Raw genomic sequence first — 20,302 nt, 5'->3', positions numbered from 1 at the left:
CAGTTATAATTATTCATACCTCAATGCCTCAACCGGATTTTTGGTTGCCGCCTTCCACGACCGGAACGACACGGTTATTAAAGCAATTCCTAATGCCATTACTCCGGCCAACGCAAATATCCACCAGCTCAGCGCTGTTTTGTATGCAAACTTCTCGAGCCATTTGTTCATGACATACCATGCAATGGGTGTGGCAATGACAAAAGCAATGACCACCCATTTTACAAAGCTTTTGTTGAGCATAACTAAAATCTCTGAAATCTCTGCTCCGTTTACTTTACGGATACCAATTTCTTTTATTCGTTTGGTTGTTGCATCTTCAATCAATCCTATTAAACCAAGGCAGGAAATTATTATCGCAATAATGGTAAACAGATTGATGGCTTTGGCCTGGTTTTCTTCTCTTTCATACATGCGTTGTATCCAGTCGTCATAAAACTGATATGATATTGGAATTTCAGGACTGAATTTTTTATAGGTATTTTTTATAAAGTCCATAGTACTGCCAATGTCACCACTTATTTTAATATTTAAATGATTTGCATATATACCGGGTTCTTTTGTAAGAATGAGGTTGCCAATATCGGTGTAGAGATTTTCGTAATTAAAATCTTTGACAACTCCAACCACCTTACGCCCAAATAATTTTTTATCAGAAATATTGTTCCATCCCAATGCTTTAAAAAGGTGTTCATTAATTAGCTGTGTATTATGATCAATATCTGAATCAATAAAATTTCTGCCTTGAACAATTTTGATGTTAAACATTGGGATAAAATCCTGATCAATGCTAAACTGTTTGCTGTTAATTTGTTTCTGCTCACCATTCACATCAAACGATCCGCTTGTACTTCCGGTGAGGTCCATTGGACTACCTGTTGAAGACGAAATTGCAGAAATACTATGAAAACTGGATAATTCATTTTTAAAAGATTCCCTGTCCTGTGGTGGCATTCCTGTAATACGCAGTTTCAGGATCTTCTCCTGATCAAACCCCAGATCCTTATTTTTTATAAATTCCAGTTGTTTGTGTATAACCAGAAGAGACATGATAAGGGCACATGTAATCACAAACTGAAAAGCCATTACCAACCCCTTTCGGTTATCGATTGAAAATTTTGTTTTAGACAGGTTTTTTAATGGTGTAGTTCTGGATAAAACCGTAGCAGGATAGATCCCTGCAATAATACCTGTGAGTAAAAACAGCAGGACACCAGAAAAAATCACCCTCGGTTGGGAAATAAGTATGTTAAAATCGAGGTGTATATTAATGAACGATGCAAACAGGGGTGCCAGAATAATAGCCAGAATTACAGCTATAATCATGGATAGCAATGTTGTAAAGAGGGATTCGGATAAAATCTGCCGGAATATATTCGTTTTGCTGGCTCCGGAAGTTCTTTTAATTCCGATTTCTTTCATCCTTTCCAGACCACCTGAAACAGTCATATTCACATAATTAAAAATGGTCATAAAAAGAATGACTAATGAAATAACAGAAAGCAGGTAAATCATGCTTTTGTTGGCATGATTTAAACCATCATTTTGGGTCTCTGTGTCAAAATAAACCTGTTGAAAAGACTGGATGGATAGTTTTTCATCTTTAAAGGCCTGCCATCGCTCCAGTTTGTTTTTAATCAGCTCATTAACGTTTTCAGGATTTGAACCGGGAGATAACATAATAAGTGCTTTATACATTACATGTTGCTCCTGGTTATACCCGATGTAGTGTCTGCCTATTCTCATTTCAGAACTAACCAGGGCCTCAAAGCCGAACGAACTATTGGAGGGTAAATCATTTACAACGCCGACAATTGTTAAAGGCGCCTGATCGCCGATATCTATCGTTTTTCCAATTGGATTTTCCAATCCGTATAGTTTTTCACTCAAAGTTTTTGTAAGAATTATATTTTCTTTTACCGATAGTGTTGGGTCTTTTGACTGGTAGATAAACCGGAACGAAAACATATTAATAAAATCGTCATCCGTACTTATGACTTTCATGTTTTGTCGTTCTCCAGCCTTTTTATACGTGATATCTCCAACATTGTAGAGGCAAATCTTTTGTACTTCAGGAATGGTTTCTTTTACATCATTTCGTAACGTTTGCGGTACCTGTGCATTATTGTTTATCTGTTTAATTCTGTAAATACGGTCAATATTCCTGAAACTTTTGTCTGTGTTGACTTCCTGAATTACAAATGAGACGATGATAAAGACCACAGCCATGCTTATGGCATAACCTCCAATATTTATGATAGAATACACCTTTTTACGTTGTAACGTACGAAGGAATATTTTCAGAGTGTTTCTCATATCTAGCTTACACCGTATTTGAATTGAATAAATCTGTCTTGTTTTAACAAATTGACTTTATTTGTAATGTTATTCCATAGCAGTATTTTATAGTATTATTTTAATACTTTCTCATCGCTTTGTACCATCCCGTCAGCAATTCTGATAATGCGTTTCCCATAGTTAGCAAAGTCTTCGTTATGGGTCACCTGGATGATGGTAATGCCATCTTCTTCGTTCAGTTTTTTAAGCAATTCCATAATCTGTCTTCCCTGTTCGGAATGCAGGTTTCCAGTCGGTTCATCGGCAAGAAGCAGTTTGGGCTTTCCAACAATGGCACGTGCAATGCCTACCAGTTGTTGCTGTCCACCCGAAAGTTGTTGTGGAAACAGATCTTTTTTAGCCACCATGTTGAACCGGTCCAGCATATCGGCTACCATGGCCTTCCGTTCTTTGGCTTTCACACCTTTATAAATCAGCGGTGTTTCAATGTTTTCGTAAACGGTCATCTCGTCAATCAGGTGAAAGGCCTGAAAGATGAAGCCCACATAATTCCGGTGAAATTCAACTTTCTTTTTTTCTTTCAGAGTATGTGCCGGTTGATCCAGAAAGAAATACTCGCCCTCGTTGGGTTCATCCAGCATGCCGATTATATTTAACAGTGTCGATTTGCCTGCTCCACTGGGGCCCATAATGGTTAAAAATTCACCTTCGTTAATGGTCAATGAGACGTCTTTCAACACAAATGTGCGTTGAAACTTGTTGTCGTAGTACTTGTAAAGCTTGTTAAGTTGTATCATTTTATTAAAGTTAATTTTTATGTATCCATGAAAATTTAAAATTCAATTTTAGAATTTCATGGAAAAAACTTTTTCGAAGGCATGAAATCGTTAAATGCTCTTTACAGTAACACATCGCCCAGTTGTTTTTTAACTTCTTCGGTTATGATTTGTCCGTCGAACAGGTTTACTACGCGGTGGGCAAATTCAGAATCGTGCAGCGAGTGCGTAACCATGACTATGGTTGTACCTTCCCTGTTAAGTTCTGTGAGCAGGTTCATTACTTCCAGTCCGTTTTTAGAGTCGAGGTTACCGGTAGGCTCATCAGCAAGGATTAATTTGGGGTTTGCGACTACTGCACGGGCTATGGCCACACGTTGTTGCTGACCACCGGATAACTGTTGTGGAAAATGTTTGGCCCGGTGCGAGATTTTCATCCGTTCCAGCACTTTCTCCACCATTTCTTTGCGTTCCCGAACCTTAAGTTTCAGGTAAATAAGGGGTAGTTCCACATTTTCATACACATTAAGTTCGTCAATCAGGTTAAAACTCTGAAATACAAACCCGATATTCCCCTTTCGCAACTGTGTCCGGTTACGTTCTTTCAGCTTACCAACTTCTTCTCCATCGAAAAAATATTCTCCTTCACTTGGGTTATCCAGTAAGCCGATGATGTTCAATAAGGTTGATTTTCCACATCCGGACGGACCCATCACGGCAACAAATTCTCCCTTGTCCACGTGAAAATTTACTTCATTCAGTGCCAGGGTTTCAATATCTTCGGTCCTGAATATTTTTGAAAGGTTTTTCGTTTTGATCATGTCTTTTTTGTTTGGGCTTTTATAAATATGATGTTGTTTATATGTTCCAGTATTGTTTAATAATTCCATTTTAATGCCGGCATTAATGCAACGCAGGTATTGTGAATTGCATATTCCTTTGCCAAAGCTATGCCATTGTACTAAGTTGCACATAAATAGCGTATTATAAAAATAATTTTAGAAGTTCTGTCAAAATAATTTACAGGTTGTGCCAATAATTTTTACATCTGGCATCAGAATACATCATATGAAGGCGATAAAAATTTTAAATTTTATGTATAATATTTAGACATGTGTGTAAATTATTTTTACACCTGAAAAATAAAATGTAATTTTAAGATCCTGATATAATGAGTCTTATGAAGCCGTTAAGTTTTGGAGTGATTTTAGCATTTGCAGCAGTATTAACCGCTTAAGAATTATGACCACTTTAAAAAAAGCAAACATATTAATTGTCGACGATAACAAAAGTATTCTGCGCGCAATTGAACTGTTGCTGAAGGGCCAGTGCAACCTTGTAACTTCACTTACTTCGCCAAACCTTTTACTGAGTGAACTGCAACGGCAATCCTATGATGTTTTGCTGCTGGACATGAATTTTACAGCCGGTATTAACACCGGTAACGAAGGCATTTACTGGTTGCAACGGGTTTTGGAAATCAATCCGGCCATCAGTATAGTTATGATTACTGCTTATGGAGATGTAGAACTGGCCGTAAAGGCCATCCGGATGGGAGCAACTGATTTTGTGCTTAAACCCTGGGAAAATGAGAAAATGCTGGCTACGGTTGAGTCAGCATATAAGCTGAACCAGTCGAAAAATGAAGTCAACAAACTGACCAGGAGACAGGATCAGTTGGTGGAGGAACTGAATAAAAGCCGTAAGGAACTTATTGGCAGCTCTCCGGCCTGGCAAAGAATCCTCAATCTGGTTGAAAAAGTAGCCGGAACAAGCGCCAATGTGCTGATTACGGGAGAAAATGGTACAGGTAAGGAATTGATTGCCAGGGAAATTCATAGGTTATCCGGCCGTAGGGATAAGATTATGGTAACGGTTGACATGGGTTCGGTTCCGGAGACACTCTTTGAGAGCGAACTTTTCGGGCATAAAAAGGGATCGTTTACAGATGCCCATGCTGACAGGACAGGTAAAATTGAAACGGCTAATGAAGGAACTCTTTTCCTTGATGAAATTGGCAATCTCCCGGTTGCCATGCAGGCCAAATTATTGTCTGTGCTACAGAACAGAAAGGTGACAAAAATTGGTGACAACAAACCAGTTGAAATAGATATCCGCTTGATTTGTGCTACCAACTGCAACCTAAGCCAGATGGTTATTGGTGGAATGTTCAGGGAAGATCTTTTGTATCGGATCAATACCATACAAATAGAATTACCACCTCTCAGGGAACGTTTAACAGATATTCCGCTGCTTGCAGAATTCTTTTTGTCAAAATATGTCCGCAAATACAGTAAGCCGGAACTTCGCCTGACATCGGCGGCTACTGACAAACTGATAAGGTATTCATGGCCGGGCAATGTAAGGGAATTGCAGCATGCTGTTGAACGGGCTGTTATTCTGTGTGATAAACCCGAAATTGCACCCGGCGATTTTATGTTTAAATCAGAGGAACTGAACCGGAGTGTGGATTATGAAGGAACACTGGAAGAAATGGAAAGGACACTCATTCAACGTGCCATAGATGCACAGAACGGTAATATGACTGCCGTGGCCGGTCAGTTGGGAATAACACGGCAAACGCTGTATAACAAAATTAAACGGTATGGCTTATAGGCGGTTCAACCTGATTCTGAACTTACGAATATTAATTTTGATCCTTTTAACGGTTGCAACCGGATATACTATTGGAGCGGGATTGTCATGGATGACCAGTATTGCGCTGTTATTGCTGGACATAATTAGTGTTTTGGCTTTGATCCGGTTTCTCAACACAACCAATAAGCAGATCAGTTATTTTATTCAGGCCGTAAAAAATGATGATACTACGCTGAGGTTTCCTCCCGAAACAGGTAATAAAATTATCAATGAATTGCACGAAGCACTGAATGAACTCAACATTATTCTTCAGCAAACGAAACAGGAAAGCCGGATCAAAGAGCGCTATTTCAGCGAAATCCTGCAAAATATAGCCACAGGGGTGATGGTGATTAACGAAAGAGGTTTTATTACCGAGGTCAACACAGCCATACTCGAACTACTGGGGCTCCAAACCCTGACTCATATGTCTCAGTTAAGCCGGGTTGATCCGAAGTTCAAATCCGAAATTGATCAGCTTGATAACCATCAGAAACAGGTGCTGACATTAAACGGGAAAAATGATAAGACTCAGGTCATTGCACGTTGTTCGGTGATTAATTTAAAACATGAGAATATTAAGCTGATCACGATTCAGGATATTCGTGGTGAACTGGAACGGAAGGAAATTGATTCCTGGGTGAAGCTGATACGCGTATTGAGTCACGAAATTATGAATACGCTGGCACCCGTAACATCCATTGCCCAAACCCTAAAGGGCATCTGGAAGGAAAAGATAAAAACTGATGCATCGTTTTCAAAGGACGACGATATTGAGAGCACCATTGGCGGATTAGATGTGATAGGTGAAAGGGGCGAGGCACTGATCCGTTTTGTCCAATCGTACCGGATCCTTACAAAAGCTCCGCAACCCAAACTTGCACCGGTGGAAATAAACAGCTTTTCTGACCGCATCAAGATACTGATCTCTCCTTTGAAGGAGGATTTTAAGGGTGAGATCAGATATAACACCCAACATGAAGAGTTTACCTTTATTGCCGATGAGCAGATGGTTGTACAGGTAGTTATCAACCTTGTAAAAAACGCCATAGAAGCCCTTGGATCCATTCCCGATCCTGTGATAGAAATAGCTTGTGAAAAAGCAAATAATGCCATAGAAATTTCCGTTTCGGACAACGGAGACGGTATACCAGAAGATATTCTGGACGAAATTTTTATTCCGTTTTTTACGACCAAAGAAAACGGATCCGGTATTGGCTTAAGCCTTTCGCGCCAAATTATGCGATTACATGGCGGAACATTAAAAGTAAGTTCCTCACCCGAAACCGGCACCAGGTTTACAATGGTTATTCCGGAACGTTAAAACAAATATTCCCGATTATCTGATGACATTTTGATATCTGTTCGATGTACTGATAAAGAACACGAATATGAGATTGAAACACATTGGTTTGTTTATTTTGATCGGCATGTTGCTCGCCTGCAAAAAACAACAGAGTGAGCTGGATATTTTTAAAAATGTAAAATCCACCTGTGAAGATATTACCGGTGTGAAAGGTTTATACTGGGACTTATCCAATGGCGTTGCTCGCGGTGATATTCCCGGTGGTGTGCCGGTCATTGAGAATCCGGATCCAAACAGATTTACGTATACCGAATGGCCCTTACTGAGCGTTGAGTTTCCGGTTGGCTACAGGGCCGAAAAGCTCGGGGACGGAAATCCAAATCTGATAGGTGTAGATGTGATCCGAAATGATAACCTTGTGGTATGGCGGTATTACAACGATATATTTTCAGGTCAGCTAACTACAACAGATGTATTAAGGGCAGAGATCAATAACTTTTTAAATGGTTTCGGTTTCAGCGCTGATCAGATACAGATTGATTGCACCAATGGTCCTAAGACCCAACCGATCACATCGAGTTTATTTACTGGCTTCGAAAGCCGGCTGATCCAGGTTGGCGATATGACAGCCCAGTTTACCGCAAATGTTACCTATGCATCTGATCTCAATACATCGTTCTATCATGCACAGGTGAGCTTTGCGCCAACAGGAGAATATGAGTCGGTGGTTATGTCAACCTTCCTGCCGATACACTGGCAGTTATTTGTGACAGATAAAGAATTTGTTGATTCTGACGGGGACGGTGTTGTTGACCAGAACGATAATTTTCCGTTCGATCCTAAACGGCAGTAGTTAGAGGTTATGGATGAGGAATAATTTAGAATGATTTAAGATTGGGAAAAACAATTGCGTTGACATATCTGTTTAATGGTTTATAAACAGAAAGTTATCTGCGATGTCTTCCCGGGAACTAATAGAAGGATTTAAAAATAATGAGACCCACACGTTAAACAGGATTTACAGGAGTCAGTATATAAAACTGGAACGGTTTGTTCTGTCAAATAACGGGAACAGGGATCAGGCGAAGGACGTATTTCAGGAAGCGTTTGTAGTGTTGTGGAGAAATATCAGGGAAGATACGTTTGTCCCGCAAAATATCTCGGAGATAAACGGATATCTGTACCGCATAGCGAAAAATAAATGGCTGGATTATTTGCGGTCAGCAGAATATAAGAAGAGAACGATCTTTGAAAGCCAGCACGATGTGACAGAGGAGACAGCAGCCGATAATGAACATAAGTTCAGGATGGTGGAGCAGGGATTAAAAAAACTGGGGGAAAAATGCAGGGACATTTTAAGCCGGTTTTATTTCAGAAAGCAGAGTATGGCTGATATAGCTGATGCTTTTGGTTGGACAGAAGCTTCTGCCCGCAACAATAAATATCGCTGCATTCAACAGCTGAGAGAAAATTTGAATGGAATAGAAGATGAATAAGCCCCATAACATATCACAAGCAGAATTTGAAAGACTGGAAAGTTATATCCTGAACCGGATGGATCAGGATGAAAAAACAAAACTGGAAGCAGAATTACAGCATGACCCGGTTTTAATGGAGAAATATACAGAGATCAGGCAGTTGATGGAATGCATTGAAGAGGTAGAAATCCGGGAAAAAATGGATCAGTTTCATGAGGAAATTGAAAGGAATCAAAAGAACGGCAGGACGAAAAAATTATTTTTGTTCAGCAGGGCATTTGCGGTAGCAGCTTCAGTTATAATTCTGCTGGTCCTTTTGGTTTATCTGTTCATGAGGCCTGACAGGAACCAACGCTTGTATGCCGGTTTTTATCAGCCTGATCCGGGTTTGGTAACAGCAATGAGCAGCAGTTCTGATTATGAATTCGACCGTGCGATGGTCGATTTTAAAATTGGCAATTATAAGGCTGCCATTAAGCGATGGGAACCACTTTTAGAAAGCAGGCCCGAAAGCGATACGCTGAATTATTTTATAGGTTCGGCATATCTGGCAGAAAACGATGCTGCTTCTGCAATTCCAAAGTTTAAGAAAGTTGCACAAAACCCGAAAAGTGATTTCAGAAATGATGCCAACTGGTACCTGGCCCTGGCTTACCTGTTGAATGATGAGAATGATAAAGCAAAAGAAATACTCAAACAGACCAGTCACCCCCGAAAAGATGAATTGTTACGAAAAATCGGGAATGAATGAAATACCTGGTGGTAATATCCATTTTACTGATCTCAACAGTGGTTTTTTGCAATGTTGATGAACAGTTGTCTGAATTGCAAAAAGCGGTATCGGACAAGGATTACCACACCGCCCGCCAGTTGTTTCAGGAAGATACAAGTGCGTTAATTGCAGAGCAAAATTTTCTTGATCTGAGTTATTTTATTTCCTATGCCGGATATATAGCCGATTATTTTAAGGAAGACGGGCGAAAAACCGTAGAAAACATGCGGGATTTTATCCTGGATCATTCCGAAAACCAACGCGATAAACGACAGGCCTGGCTCGAAATACATACATACTACAGAAATAAAGGGAAGCTACAGGAAGCTTATGATGCGAATACAAAAGCACTTGAAATTAGCAGACGGATAGAGAATATTGAGCACCGGGAGTTGGCTATGATTGAACAGAATCTTGGTGTTATTGCCTCTGAAATGAACCAGCTTTCGCTGGCTAAGTCTCATATATTAAAGGCCGCAAATGATTTTGAAAAGGATCCGAAAACAGATGAGTCCGACCAACTGAATATACTGAACAGTCTGGGGGCCACATACTGGTACGAGGCGCAGTACGATTCCGTGGCGTATTACTGGTTAAAGGCTTTGACATTTATCGACAGCATGTCGCCGTCTCTTACCAACCAGTATTACTACAAGTCGATGTTGGAGGGGAACCTGTCGGCGTTATACGATGTGATGGGAAAGACGCAGGAAAGCATCAACATTGCAAAACGTTCCATTGATGATATTCAGTATTTTACCGTTCACGCAAAAGATGATCCGAGATGGAACCGCGCACTCTTATCGCTGCTTTACTCTGCCAATAATCTGGCAACGGTGTACTACGGTGTCGGGAATTATGCGGGATCTCTGAAATTGCATGAATTTATTTACAATGAAAAGATCGGATATTATCCACCGGATCACCCCGAAATATTTTTTACGGCCATACAGATTGGCATTTCGTATTATGCGTTACACCGTTTTTCGGAGGCGGGAACATGGCTGATGAAAGGGATAAACGGGTATAAAAAATACGGCGATACCTATCATAAAAATCTGGCTGATGCGTACAGCACACTGGCACTGATTCACGAGGCAGAAAAAAACTTTCCTGATGCGAAAAAGTATTACAGGCTGGCCGAAAGATATTATAATGAAACTTACGGCGAAAAGTTTGATTTTGTATATCTGAACTTTTTGAAAAATGCTACCGAGTTTTACGCGCTTCATGATGATCATGAGCTGGCAGTGGAATTGTCTCAAAAGGGACTGAATTATGTTTCGAAAGCCTATGGTAAAAATTCGCTGATTGGTTTCCGGCAAATGTTGAATCTAGGGACAGTATATTTTAATATTAATGAATTCAGTAAAGCTAAAGAAACAGCAGAACAGAGTCTTGCTATCCTTGATAAATTAAGGGTGAATGCTGAATCAGGTTTAGATTCGGTAAAGATTGATCTGGATAAACCCGGAGCAATAGTACTTAAAGAAAAATCGGTGTATCAGCTGGCCAGGAACAGGACAGTCGCATTTCTGGACAGTATGCTGCAGGAACTGAATCGTGCACTTTTGATTCTTGAAAAGAGAAAAACAGTGTATTCTGATCCGGATAATGTTCAGGTCATGCTTTCTCAGAACCAGGCAACAATAGAATTCATCAAAAAAATCCTGCTGGAATTATATGAGAAAACGGGAGATGAAAACTATATTAATCAACTGCTGAAGTTGCAGGAGGAAACCGTTTACACCAAAATCAGGGCACATTTAAATCAGCTTGCAGGTATCGGGTTCTATGGTGTTCCTGATTCTGTTTTGGAACAGGAGCGAAAACTAAAAACAGCGATTAATGATCTCGTTAACGATGATGGCAACCTGACGGAATACCTCACAGAAATGGATAAATGGGATGCATTCCGGAATATGCTTAAAAAACGGTATCCTGAGTATTACAGATTGCGGTATGCAGGAATCACGGAAGATGAATTGCAACCTGCTGTATCAGGTCAGGTGGTCAGGTATATGTTTGTTGATTCCACATTGCTGGCCATCGTTTTTCACGGTGGGAAAAAGTCGGTTTTTAAGTTGAATTTCGATCCGGGACTTGTTACTGAACTTGTTCAGGTTTGGAATGATCCGTTTGAGAGCGGTAGAATTTCATATACGTTATATCAACAGCTATGGCAACCTTTCGACAGTCTGCTGAATCACGGGAGCGTGATAATAATTCCTGACGGTATGTTATATAATCTCAGTTTTGATTTGCTGACACGACAACCGATAACCGATTTCACTCAGTACCGGAAGATGAGCCTGTTGTCAAACTATTATTTGTCATATCACTATAGTCTGTGGTTTTCAAGTTATCACGGTTCCAAAAAGTTTAAATCCAGCTATGCCGGTTTTGTGCCCGGATTTTCGGATCAGATGAAAGAAGATTATATGACGTCTGTGACCGATTCCACAAAGATTGATAGGGCTTACCTGCATCTGTTACCACAACCTTTTACGGTGGCACTATCCGGCAAGATCAGTAAATTGTTCAACGGGAACAGTTTTCCCTATGAACAGTCCACCGTTAGGGAATTCAGGGAGAAAGCCTCTGGTAACAAGATTATTCATATCGGTACACATGCTGAATCAAATAATGTCAGCCCTGTTTATTCGCGCCTGATTTTTGCAAAGGATAAAGATCCGGGTCTACAGGAAAATTCCCTGTTTGCATATGAGATTTATGGTACCGATATGAATTCCAACCTCACGCTTCTTACAGCATGTGAAACAGGCAAACCACAATACAAACCCGGAGAAGGGATGGTCTCTTTGGCACATGCTTTTCTCTATGCCGGGTCGGAGAGTCTGTTGATCAGTCTCTGGAAACAGGATGAAAAAACAGGTATGGATATAACGGATTACTTTGTTAAAAGCCTGGCAAAAGGATTACCGAAAGACAGGGCTTTGAGAGAAGCCAAACTAAAATACCTTGAAAAAACGAATAACAGAACACTTTCACCGCAATACTGGGCTGGTCTGGTAATTATAGGTAATTCGGAACCTGTTGCCGGATTAAAATCGTATCATCAGTTGCTTTGGGGAGTACTGGGCAGTGCAATTGCTATTTTACTTATTCTTCTTATCTGGTACCGGCATAAATAAAATTAATAGTGAAACACACTTTTTTCTGATGACATTTTGAATCTCATCCGATGGATATATAAATAAAACCCAGGAGAGATGAAAAGAGCAGTGAAAATTCTTATAATGTTATCAGTATTTGCCACGATAATTGCTTGTACAGAAGTGGATCCTACAGAAAGCAATGAATTTACAGTTCCCTTTGAAGAAGTGATTCCGGTTATTGATAATGGAGATGGCACATATAATGTTTCCAATCCCAGCTTTCAGGCGGGATTTGAAGCGCAGGATGACGCCTTAAAATATGAGCTTCGTATTATCAGGCAGGATGGAACATCCGGTGATCCTTTTTACAGAACAGCTGATCAACTAGTGAAAAAAGACGGAGACCTATACTACGCTGTCATTATAGGAAGCATAACCATTGGTTTAGGTGTAAGTGAAGCAAAAAAGGATGAGATGGTTGCTGACTTTCAGGAGCTATTGGATAAAGCAAAAGTTAACTACAAAGCACTGAGTATAAAAGTGATTAATGAATAAGTCACAAGGTATAATCATTTAAAATGAAAATTTATGGTTAACAGGTTACTTACGGGAATACTGTTCATGTTATGCGTTTTACCGGAATCCGAGGCGCAGTACAAATATTATATACCCACCGACTACAACGGTATTTTTTACGGTCAACCCACCAGTACCAGGGCAACAGCAATGGGATTGACTACCATAACTCAGGGTGGTGTAGAAAATGTGGTATATAATCCGGCATCTCTTGGGGTGATCCAAAATCGCACAGAATTATACTACAGTTATGCAAAAGGAAACCAGGTAAGAATTGGTTCAAGCAACCGTTTTGAAGGCCTGGCTTACAGAATCAATGACAAAATCGTAGCGGGTTTCAGCCGGATGAGGTACGTGGAAAAAAATTCTCCCTGGACCACCATTATAGGTTGGTATGAGGATTCTCAGGAAAAAAGAACCCAGGCCATGTATACACTTAGTGGTTCGTATTCACCGTATGAAAACCTTCAGGTGGGTGCTTCAGGCAACTGGCTGATCGGAAAGTCGGTTACAGATGTCACCACGAACAAGGTGTTTATTATCTCCGTAGGTTCAATATACGATATGGAGACGGATTGGATCAGGCATGAACAGCTTAGCAATCAACGCATTCGCTTTGCACTGAGTTTTGTCAATTTGCTTATGAAAAACCGTATCGAAGAACGGTATCAGGATTACCTGCATTACAGGGACATGCCCATTCACTTGACTTTGGGTTCATCGTATAATGGAACTCTGCCTTTTAATTATTCATTTCTGAAGGGATTTACCGACTTCTTTAACGACATGCCCGAAACAGTCGATCTCAGTTTTCATGTGCAAATCAGGGAAACACTACGCGGACCCAAAAAAACAGTGGTCAACGGAAATTATGAAAGCAATACATCCATTGGTCTGGGAGCAGAAGCTTTGTTTATGGATTTCTTTGTGTTCCGGCTTGGATACTTTTACGAAACACGTCCTGATCAGGGGCCTGCAGAAGGAGGCGGCTACTGGATGACGGATGACAAAAGAGGTATGACCTTTGGATATGGATTTAAAGTTCCGGTGTATGAATTGACAAAACAAAAAGTTCCGGTGAATGCAGATATAGATTTTGTAACGTTCAGGGTTTTAAATGAATTGGGTACAACCACAACGGTACCGGCAATATTTTCAAAGAATAACTTTCTGTTTTCCTTTGGCGTCAAACTAACTTGGGTGAACAAGCCTACAGCGGATTTGCTGTCAGCTCCTTAATGGCTTTCTTAATACCTTTTGTATCGTAGCCACAAATATGATGAAGCTCGGCAACAGAACCATGTTCAATAAATTTATCGGGAACCCCAAGCAGTTTGATCCTTGGGGCATAGCCGCTTCTGGCATTAAACTCCAGTATGGCTGAACCGAAACCACCTGTTATCGTACCATCTTCGAGTGTGATAACTTTATTAAAGTTCTGCATAATTTCATGCAGCAGTTTCTCGTCCAGTGGTTTTACAAATCTCATGTTATACACAGCAACTGAAATTCCTTCTTTTTCAAGTTTTTCAGCCAGGAATTTGGCCTTAATGCCAAGCGGGCCCATGGATAGTATGGCAACATCATGCCCTTTTTTGATGCATTCACCTGTACCAATCTTAATAGCCTTCATGGGTTTTTCCCAGTCCGCATTTATACCTTTACCACGTGGATAACGTATGGCAAAGGGACCTTCATGATTCAAGGCTGTAAACATCAGATTACGCAGTTCCATCTCATCCAGTGGAGATGAAACGATGAGATTCGGGACACACCTCAAATAAGCCAGATCAAACACTCCGTGGTGTGTTGCACCGTCTTCGCCAACCAAACCTCCGCGATCCAAACAAAAGACCACATGCAGTTTTTGCAACGCTACATCGTGAATCAGCTGGTCGTAAGCACGCTGCATAAAGGTGGAGTATATATTGCAAAACGGCACAAAGCCTTCTTTTGCCATTCCGGCAGAAAAGGTTACAGCATGTTGTTCTGCTATGCCCACATCAAAAACCCGGTTGGGCATTTCTTTCATCATAATGTCCAGCGATGATCCGGTGGTCATGGCAGGTGTTATTCCCACAATTCGTTTATCCTCCCGTGCAAGTTCAAGGATGGTTTTCCCGAATACATCCTGAAACTTCGGAGGCAGACCTTCATTTGAATCTACAATGCGCAGGCCGGTATTTTTATCGAACATTCCCGGTGCATGCCATTCAGTCTGAGAATTTTCTGCCGGTTCAAATCCTTTACCTTTCTTCGTTTTGATATGAAGAACTTTAGGACCTCTAATATTTTTCAGGTCTCTGAGTACTTCTTCCAGGTGCAGCACATCGTGACCATCTACCGGTCCAAAATATCGGATGTTAAACCCTTCGAATATGTTTCCCTGGCGTGCCAGAAGGGCTTTTATAGTATTATTGACCCTGACAATAATTTTGCGTCCTTCATCACCTACAACGTTCATTTTTGAAAGCGCCTTCAGCATTTCTGAACGCATTTTATTGTAGGTTTTTGAAGTGGAGATATCCAGGAGATATTCGGTTATTCCGCCAACGTTAGGCGAAATAGCCATCTCATTATCGTTAAGAATAATGAGCAGGTTGTTGGGGTTCACGGTAGCATTATTGAGTGCTTCGTAAGCCATGCCACCGGTAAGCGCACCATCACCAATTACAGCAATTACCTGTCGTTTATCGCCTTTTTTCCCCGATGCAATAGCCATTCCCAGGGCAGCAGAAATGGACGTGGAGGAGTGGCCAACACCAAAGGTATCGTATTCACTCTCAAAAATATTAGGGAAGCCACTAATGCCGCCAAGCTTGCGGTTGGTATGAAATTGTTCTCTTCTGCCGGTTAATATTTTATGTCCGTAAGCCTGATGTCCTACATCCCAGACAATACGGTCGTCCGGCGTATTAAACACATAATGAAGGGCAACGGTAAGTTCTACAGTTCCAAGGCTGGCACCGAAGTGGCCGGGGTTACACGAAACAACATCAATGATGTACTGACGGAGTTCATCACACACCTCAGGTAAATCTGCCTTATCCATCTTCCTTAAATCAGATGGAAAGTTGATTTTCTTCAAATGCCTGTAGCCTCCGGTCATTATACGTTTCAATTAAAAAAATTTCCTGACCGGTTAAGAATCAGGAAAAGGTTTCCCCAAAGGGAGTATTGTTTGGTTAATAGATTACTTTTTTTCTTTTTCTTCGGGCTTTCCGTCTTCTTTATTCATTTCTGAATCCATTTCAGATTTAGCCTTTTTGAATTCGTTCATTCCTTTGCCCAGTCCACGCATAAGTTCCGGAATTTTTCGTCCTCCGAAAAGCAGTAACAAAACAACTGCGATCAGCAGGATTTCAGGTATTCCGGGTGTGGATATAAGAAACATTGAAGTATTCATATGAATTATGAGTTTAATCAAACAAATTTAACCAATTTATTTAAACAGCCCTATGACATCGTTCATATTTGCATAAATAAGCAGGGAGAATATAATCACCATTCCGGCAATCTGAGCATACTCTAAGAACTTCTCACTTGGCGTTCTTCCTGTAACCATTTCGTAAAGCAAAATCACTACATGTCCGCCGTCAAGTGCAGGGATCGGCAATAAATTCATTATGGCCAATATGATAGACAGAAAAGCTGTCAAAGTCCAGAATGAATACCAGTCCCATACAGGGGGGAATATGGATCCTATTTTAATAAATCCGCCAAGTTGCTTGTAGGCTTTTGTTTCCGGCGCAAAGATCAGTTTAAACTGTTTCAGATAATCAGTTATGGACTGCACACCTTTATTAATACCTGCCGGAATTGATTCCAGAAATGTAAATTTTTCGGTGGAAAAATCATAAAATTCACTTGGATGATGCGCATAAATGCCCAGTTTCCCTTCATCAGTCAGTGTAACATTAAACGTTTTTTGAACTCCATCGCGGTCAACCGTAATGCCAACGGTCTTTCCGGCATATTTCGACAGGGAATCTGTGAACATATCGTAGAATTCCAGCGGATGTCCGTTAAAAGCCACCAGTTTGTCCTCTTCTTTCAGTCCGGCCTTTTCTGCCGGTGCATCATCTACAAATTTTGCGATTACAAATGGTGTGCGCAGATCGAACAGCGGTGTTTTATCTTCACCGATAAGCTTCGCAAAATTCTCATCGCTGATAGGAACTTTAAGGGTTTTACCGTCACGGTCCACCGTTACATATTTGGCATGATCCAAAATTATTGTCGGAACAATTTTGCTGAAGCTTGGTACTTCTTCACCATCAACATTAACGATTTTATCGCCATCGCGAAAGCCCATATCATAGGCAGTCTGGTTCACTGAAACACCATACTTCATATTCTGTGTAGGCAGGTATTGTTCGCCCCAGGTCCAGAGCACCATGGTGTAGATAAAGAATGCCAGCAGTACATTAAACAGAACACCGCCGATCATGATCAGAAGTCTCTGCCAAGACGGTTTGCTTCTGAATTCATAGGGTTGTGGTGGTTGTTTCATCTGTTCTTTATCCATGGATTCATCTATCATCCCTGCTATTTTCACATAACCACCCAACGGAAGCCATCCGATACCATATTCAGTTTCGCCTATTTTCTTTTTCCAGATGGCGAACCACGGATCAAAAAACAAACGGAATTTTTCCACACGGGTTTTAAAAATCCGTGCGAACAGGAAATGGCCAAATTCGTGAATCATAACCAAAATAGAAAGACTGGCAATGAGTTGGAGAGCTTGAATTAATATCGTCATTTAGTGTTCAAATTTTAAAAATCAGACAAATGTAAGACATTTTATCGAATAACAGTTTTTACCCAATAAAACCAAACAATTATTAACATGTTCATTACCTGATTGAAAACCGTTCATATTTGTTTCTGGTTTTGGGATTTAATATGTGGTATTTTTTAAGAAAATAGGTGTATTGAGTGCAACATTATTTGGTTTTTATGGGGTTCGTTCAATAAAACAGGGTCAAAATATAAAGAATACCCTTAAAAATGAACGATAAATATGATGTTTTAAGATAATTATGCAATTTTGCAACCGGAACGTAAGGTAAAATAAATTTCATATAACATGTCTGACAAAGGGAAGTCCCCACGCGATTTATTTGGAAGTAAACTGGGTGTGATTGCTGCGGCAGCAGGTTCTGCTGTCGGTTTAGGTAACATCTGGAAATTTCCGTACGAAGCCGGACAAAACGGAGGTGGCGCATTTTTACTGGTCTATATCGGATTTATACTGGCCATAGGATTACCGATTATGATTTCGGAGTTTGTGATCGGACGGAAATCCAGGGCAAATGCAGCCGGTGCATTTAAGAAGCTGGCTCCCGGGAAACCATGGTTCGTGGTAGGATGGATGGGCGTGGCAGCTGCATTTATGATTCTGGCGTTTTATGGTGTGGTAGCCGGCTGGACTCTGGAGTATATTAAGGAGGCCATAACCAATTCTTTTGACGGACAGTCAACGCAACAACTCACAGACAACTTTAATGCCTTTATGACTAATCCTGTACGCCCCATTATATGGCAGGTGATTTTTATGCTGCTGACGGGTGGCATCATTTTAGGAGGTGTTAAAAACGGGATAGAAAAATATACTAAAATACTGATGCCTCTACTGTTGATCATCATTATTGTGATGGGCATCAAATCCTTATCGCTGCCGGGCGGTGGAGATGGGCTGAAGTTTCTGTTCTCATTTCAGTTTGAAAAGATAAACTCATCTGTGCTGATTGAAGCTTTGGGACAGGCCTTTTTCTCACTAAGTCTGGGAATGGGCGCTATCATCACTTACGGTTCATACGTTGACGGGCGATCAAATCTGACCCGTACGGCACTACAGGTGACCTTTGTGGATACTCTGATTGCGGTTCTTGCCGGTGTGGCTATTTTTCCTGCCGTATTTGCATTCGGCATTGAGCCATCGTTCGGAGAGGGACTTGTTTTTGTGGCGCTTCCAAGTATTTTTGAACAGATGAGCGGAGGATATTTCTGGGGCATTCTGTTTTTTGTTTTGTTGGCCGTCGCAGCACTGACCTCAACCATTTCGTTGCTGGAGGTTATTGTAGCTTATTTGTCAGAGGAATTTAAGATAAAACGTAAAACTGCCACGATAACAGGAACCCTTATTGTTTCATTCCTGGGTGCATTGTGTTCGTTATCTCTGGGTGCCGGAAGTGATATACATATTTTTGGTCAAAACTTTTTTGGCTTACTTAATTTTACCGCATCAAATGTGTTATTGCCTCTTGGTGGTATGCTGATTGCCCTTTTTCTGGGCTGGCAGATTAAGCGTAACGATACCTACGAAGAGCTTTCCAACGGAGGAACTATTAAACTACGACTGTTCCGGGTTTTCCTCGTGATTATTAAATTTATTGCGCCAATCGCCATCGCCATGGTATTTCTGCATGAGATTGGATTGTTAAAGTTGAATGCATGAACGAACTGCTGTTTTTCGGTTTTGTCCTTATTTTAATGGGCGTGAACCTTTACGCGTTTCGCAAAGGTATTACCTACATGTATATTCTGATTGCGGTTTATACCCTTATGATGAATATTTTTGTGGTGAAACAGTTTAACCTGTTTGGTCTGGCTGTTACCGGTGGAAATGCGTTATACGGTGCCATCTTTTTACTGACTGACCTGCTATCAGAACATCATGGCGAAAAGCAGGCTGTAAAATCGGTGAAGATTGGATTTGGTGTCATGCTGCTGTTTGTGCTGTTTACACAGGTTTTAATATTGTTTGAACCGAACAGTTTTGACTACGCCGATGAAAGTGTCAGAACACTTTTTGCTGTTACACCGCGTATTTTAGCCGGATCGCTGCTGGCCTATTTTATTGCACAGCGCCTGGATATCTTTTTTTACAAGAAACTAAAGGAACTGACCAAAGGGAAATACCTTTTTATTCGCAACAATGGATCAACCATGTTGTCACAGCTTATCGATACACTGATCTTCACTTCAGTTGGCCTAACGGCATTCTCATTTTTGCCGTTTGGTGGTGTGATAACGCCCGACATTTTCTGGCAGAATGTGCTGTTCACCTATATCATCAAACTGATTGTGGCAGCGCTTGATACCCCTTTTCTTTACTTTAGTTACAGGTTAAAACCAACAAGGAATTAAACGCAGGCGTTATTTTTAATTAAAAGGGTTTTGTATTAAAAACATTTATACTATTTTTGCCCCGCAAAATTATGGCGAGATAGCTCAGTTGGTTAGAGCGCATGATTCATAATCATGAGGTCCCGAGTTCAACCCTCGGTCTCGCTACTGAAAAGGATGCAGTTACAATAATAAGTTGTAACTGC

The 20,302-nt window shown here is 40.7% G+C and carries 16 protein-coding genes and 1 tRNA gene; 11 read left to right on the top strand and 6 right to left on the bottom strand.

Annotated features, from left to right (window positions below; all coding sequences use genetic code 11):
- Positions 1-9 precede the first annotated feature (9 nt).
- From ACE1ET_RS08180 to ACE1ET_RS08170, 3 genes are all read right to left on the bottom strand, one after another.
- The gene (locus ACE1ET_RS08180; protein WP_375727895.1) at positions 10-2,316 is read right to left on the bottom strand and encodes an ABC transporter permease; all 2,307 of its coding nucleotides are present in this window, start codon (positions 2,314-2,316) and stop codon (positions 10-12) included.
- A gap of 95 nt (positions 2,317-2,411) precedes the next feature.
- Positions 2,412-3,095 carry an ABC transporter ATP-binding protein gene (locus ACE1ET_RS08175; protein WP_375727894.1) on the bottom strand — a complete coding sequence of 228 codons (684 nt, stop codon included), beginning with the start codon at positions 3,093-3,095 and terminating at the stop codon, positions 2,412-2,414.
- A 101-nt stretch (positions 3,096-3,196) separates the two neighbouring features.
- Entirely contained in the window at positions 3,197-3,895 is a 699-nt protein-coding gene (locus tag ACE1ET_RS08170; RefSeq protein WP_375727893.1) for an ABC transporter ATP-binding protein, read from the bottom strand.
- A 421-nt stretch (positions 3,896-4,316) separates the two neighbouring features.
- Here ACE1ET_RS08170 and ACE1ET_RS08165 point away from each other — a divergent pair, with 421 nt between their 5' ends.
- From ACE1ET_RS08165 to ACE1ET_RS08130, 8 genes are all read left to right on the top strand, one after another.
- Positions 4,317-5,690 (top strand): sigma-54-dependent transcriptional regulator, encoded by a 1,374-nt coding sequence (locus ACE1ET_RS08165; protein WP_375727892.1) that lies wholly within the window; start codon positions 4,317-4,319, stop codon positions 5,688-5,690.
- On the top strand, positions 5,680-7,035 hold the full coding sequence (locus tag ACE1ET_RS08160) for a sensor histidine kinase (protein ID WP_375727891.1): 1,356 nt from the start codon (positions 5,680-5,682) through the stop codon (positions 7,033-7,035). The genes ACE1ET_RS08165 and ACE1ET_RS08160 overlap by 11 nt, the downstream gene beginning before the upstream one ends.
- Positions 7,036-7,102: 67 nt before the next feature.
- On the top strand, positions 7,103-7,870 hold the full coding sequence (locus ACE1ET_RS08155; protein WP_375727890.1) for a hypothetical protein: 768 nt from the start codon (positions 7,103-7,105) through the stop codon (positions 7,868-7,870).
- Between the two features lie 103 nt (positions 7,871-7,973).
- The gene (locus ACE1ET_RS08150; RefSeq protein WP_375727889.1) at positions 7,974-8,513 is read left to right on the top strand and encodes an RNA polymerase sigma factor; all 540 of its coding nucleotides are present in this window, start codon (positions 7,974-7,976) and stop codon (positions 8,511-8,513) included.
- Positions 8,506-9,246 (top strand): tetratricopeptide repeat protein, encoded by a 741-nt coding sequence (locus tag ACE1ET_RS08145; RefSeq protein ID WP_375727888.1) that lies wholly within the window; start codon positions 8,506-8,508, stop codon positions 9,244-9,246. The genes ACE1ET_RS08150 and ACE1ET_RS08145 overlap by 8 nt, the downstream gene beginning before the upstream one ends.
- Complete coding sequence (locus ACE1ET_RS08140; protein ID WP_375727887.1) at positions 9,243-12,422, top strand: CHAT domain-containing protein; 3,180 nt, start codon at positions 9,243-9,245, stop codon at positions 12,420-12,422. The genes ACE1ET_RS08145 and ACE1ET_RS08140 overlap by 4 nt, the downstream gene beginning before the upstream one ends.
- 78 nt (positions 12,423-12,500) lie before the next feature.
- Positions 12,501-12,941, top strand: coding sequence for a hypothetical protein (locus tag ACE1ET_RS08135; RefSeq protein WP_375727886.1), 441 nt, complete (start codon positions 12,501-12,503; stop codon positions 12,939-12,941).
- A 33-nt stretch (positions 12,942-12,974) separates the two neighbouring features.
- Positions 12,975-14,201: a PorV/PorQ family protein gene (locus ACE1ET_RS08130; RefSeq protein WP_375727885.1), complete on the top strand. Its 1,227-nt coding sequence runs from the start codon at positions 12,975-12,977 to the stop codon at positions 14,199-14,201.
- On the opposite strand, the gene dxs is transcribed toward ACE1ET_RS08130, so the two are convergent.
- From dxs to rseP, 3 genes are all read right to left on the bottom strand, one after another.
- A complete protein-coding gene (gene dxs, locus ACE1ET_RS08125) occupies positions 14,173-16,083 on the bottom strand; it encodes a 1-deoxy-D-xylulose-5-phosphate synthase (protein ID WP_375727884.1) in 1,911 nt (636 codons plus the stop codon). The two genes, ACE1ET_RS08130 and dxs, sit on opposite strands and share 29 nt — an antisense overlap.
- A gap of 72 nt (positions 16,084-16,155) precedes the next feature.
- Positions 16,156-16,368: a Sec-independent protein translocase subunit TatA/TatB gene (locus ACE1ET_RS08120; RefSeq protein WP_375727883.1), complete on the bottom strand. Its 213-nt coding sequence runs from the start codon at positions 16,366-16,368 to the stop codon at positions 16,156-16,158.
- Positions 16,369-16,404: 36 nt separating this feature from the next.
- Positions 16,405-17,727, bottom strand: coding sequence for an RIP metalloprotease RseP (gene rseP / locus ACE1ET_RS08115; RefSeq protein WP_375727882.1), 1,323 nt, complete (start codon positions 17,725-17,727; stop codon positions 16,405-16,407).
- 327 nt (positions 17,728-18,054) lie between these two features.
- On the opposite strand from rseP, the gene ACE1ET_RS08110 reads away from it, so the two are divergent.
- The 3 genes from ACE1ET_RS08110 (at position 18,055) to ACE1ET_RS08100 (ending at position 20,264) form a co-directional block, all read left to right on the top strand.
- Complete coding sequence (locus ACE1ET_RS08110) at positions 18,055-19,425, top strand: sodium-dependent transporter (RefSeq protein WP_375727881.1); 1,371 nt, start codon at positions 18,055-18,057, stop codon at positions 19,423-19,425.
- A complete protein-coding gene (locus ACE1ET_RS08105; protein WP_375727880.1) occupies positions 19,422-20,117 on the top strand; it encodes a queuosine precursor transporter in 696 nt (231 codons plus the stop codon). Before ACE1ET_RS08110 ends, ACE1ET_RS08105 begins: the two co-directional genes overlap by 4 nt.
- A 73-nt stretch (positions 20,118-20,190) precedes the next feature.
- Positions 20,191-20,264: transfer RNA gene (locus ACE1ET_RS08100), tRNA-Met, on the top strand.
- Positions 20,265-20,302: the final 38 nt, after the last annotated feature.

Source organism: Quyinboa mangrovi (assembly GCF_042219825.1).
In the GTDB taxonomy this organism is placed as follows: domain Bacteria; phylum Bacteroidota; class Bacteroidia; order Bacteroidales; family UBA5342; genus JBHJHP01.
Note: the sequence above shows the minus strand (reverse complement) of the source record. Positions and strands in the feature narration are given on the sequence as shown.

Bases quoted from the DNA above. Each gene is read 5' to 3' on its own strand.
- ACE1ET_RS08180 (WP_375727895.1), bottom strand. From the start codon at position 2,316: ATGAGAAACACTCTGAAAATATTCCTTCGTACGTTACAACGTAAAAAG.
- ACE1ET_RS08175 (WP_375727894.1), bottom strand. From the start codon at position 3,095: ATGATACAACTTAACAAGCTTTACAAGTACTACGACAACAAGTTTCAA.
- ACE1ET_RS08170 (WP_375727893.1), bottom strand. From the start codon at position 3,895: ATGATCAAAACGAAAAACCTTTCAAAAATATTCAGGACCGAAGATATT.
- ACE1ET_RS08165 (WP_375727892.1), top strand. From the start codon at position 4,317: ATGACCACTTTAAAAAAAGCAAACATATTAATTGTCGACGATAACAAA.
- ACE1ET_RS08160 (WP_375727891.1), top strand. From the start codon at position 5,680: ATGGCTTATAGGCGGTTCAACCTGATTCTGAACTTACGAATATTAATT.
- ACE1ET_RS08155 (WP_375727890.1), top strand. From the start codon at position 7,103: ATGAGATTGAAACACATTGGTTTGTTTATTTTGATCGGCATGTTGCTC.
- ACE1ET_RS08150 (WP_375727889.1), top strand. From the start codon at position 7,974: ATGTCTTCCCGGGAACTAATAGAAGGATTTAAAAATAATGAGACCCAC.
- ACE1ET_RS08145 (WP_375727888.1), top strand. From the start codon at position 8,506: ATGAATAAGCCCCATAACATATCACAAGCAGAATTTGAAAGACTGGAA.
- ACE1ET_RS08140 (WP_375727887.1), top strand. From the start codon at position 9,243: ATGAAATACCTGGTGGTAATATCCATTTTACTGATCTCAACAGTGGTT.
- ACE1ET_RS08135 (WP_375727886.1), top strand. From the start codon at position 12,501: ATGAAAAGAGCAGTGAAAATTCTTATAATGTTATCAGTATTTGCCACG.
- ACE1ET_RS08130 (WP_375727885.1), top strand. From the start codon at position 12,975: ATGGTTAACAGGTTACTTACGGGAATACTGTTCATGTTATGCGTTTTA.
- ACE1ET_RS08120 (WP_375727883.1), bottom strand. From the start codon at position 16,368: ATGAATACTTCAATGTTTCTTATATCCACACCCGGAATACCTGAAATC.
- rseP (WP_375727882.1), bottom strand. From the start codon at position 17,727: ATGACGATATTAATTCAAGCTCTCCAACTCATTGCCAGTCTTTCTATT.
- ACE1ET_RS08110 (WP_375727881.1), top strand. From the start codon at position 18,055: ATGTCTGACAAAGGGAAGTCCCCACGCGATTTATTTGGAAGTAAACTG.
- ACE1ET_RS08105 (WP_375727880.1), top strand. From the start codon at position 19,422: ATGAACGAACTGCTGTTTTTCGGTTTTGTCCTTATTTTAATGGGCGTG.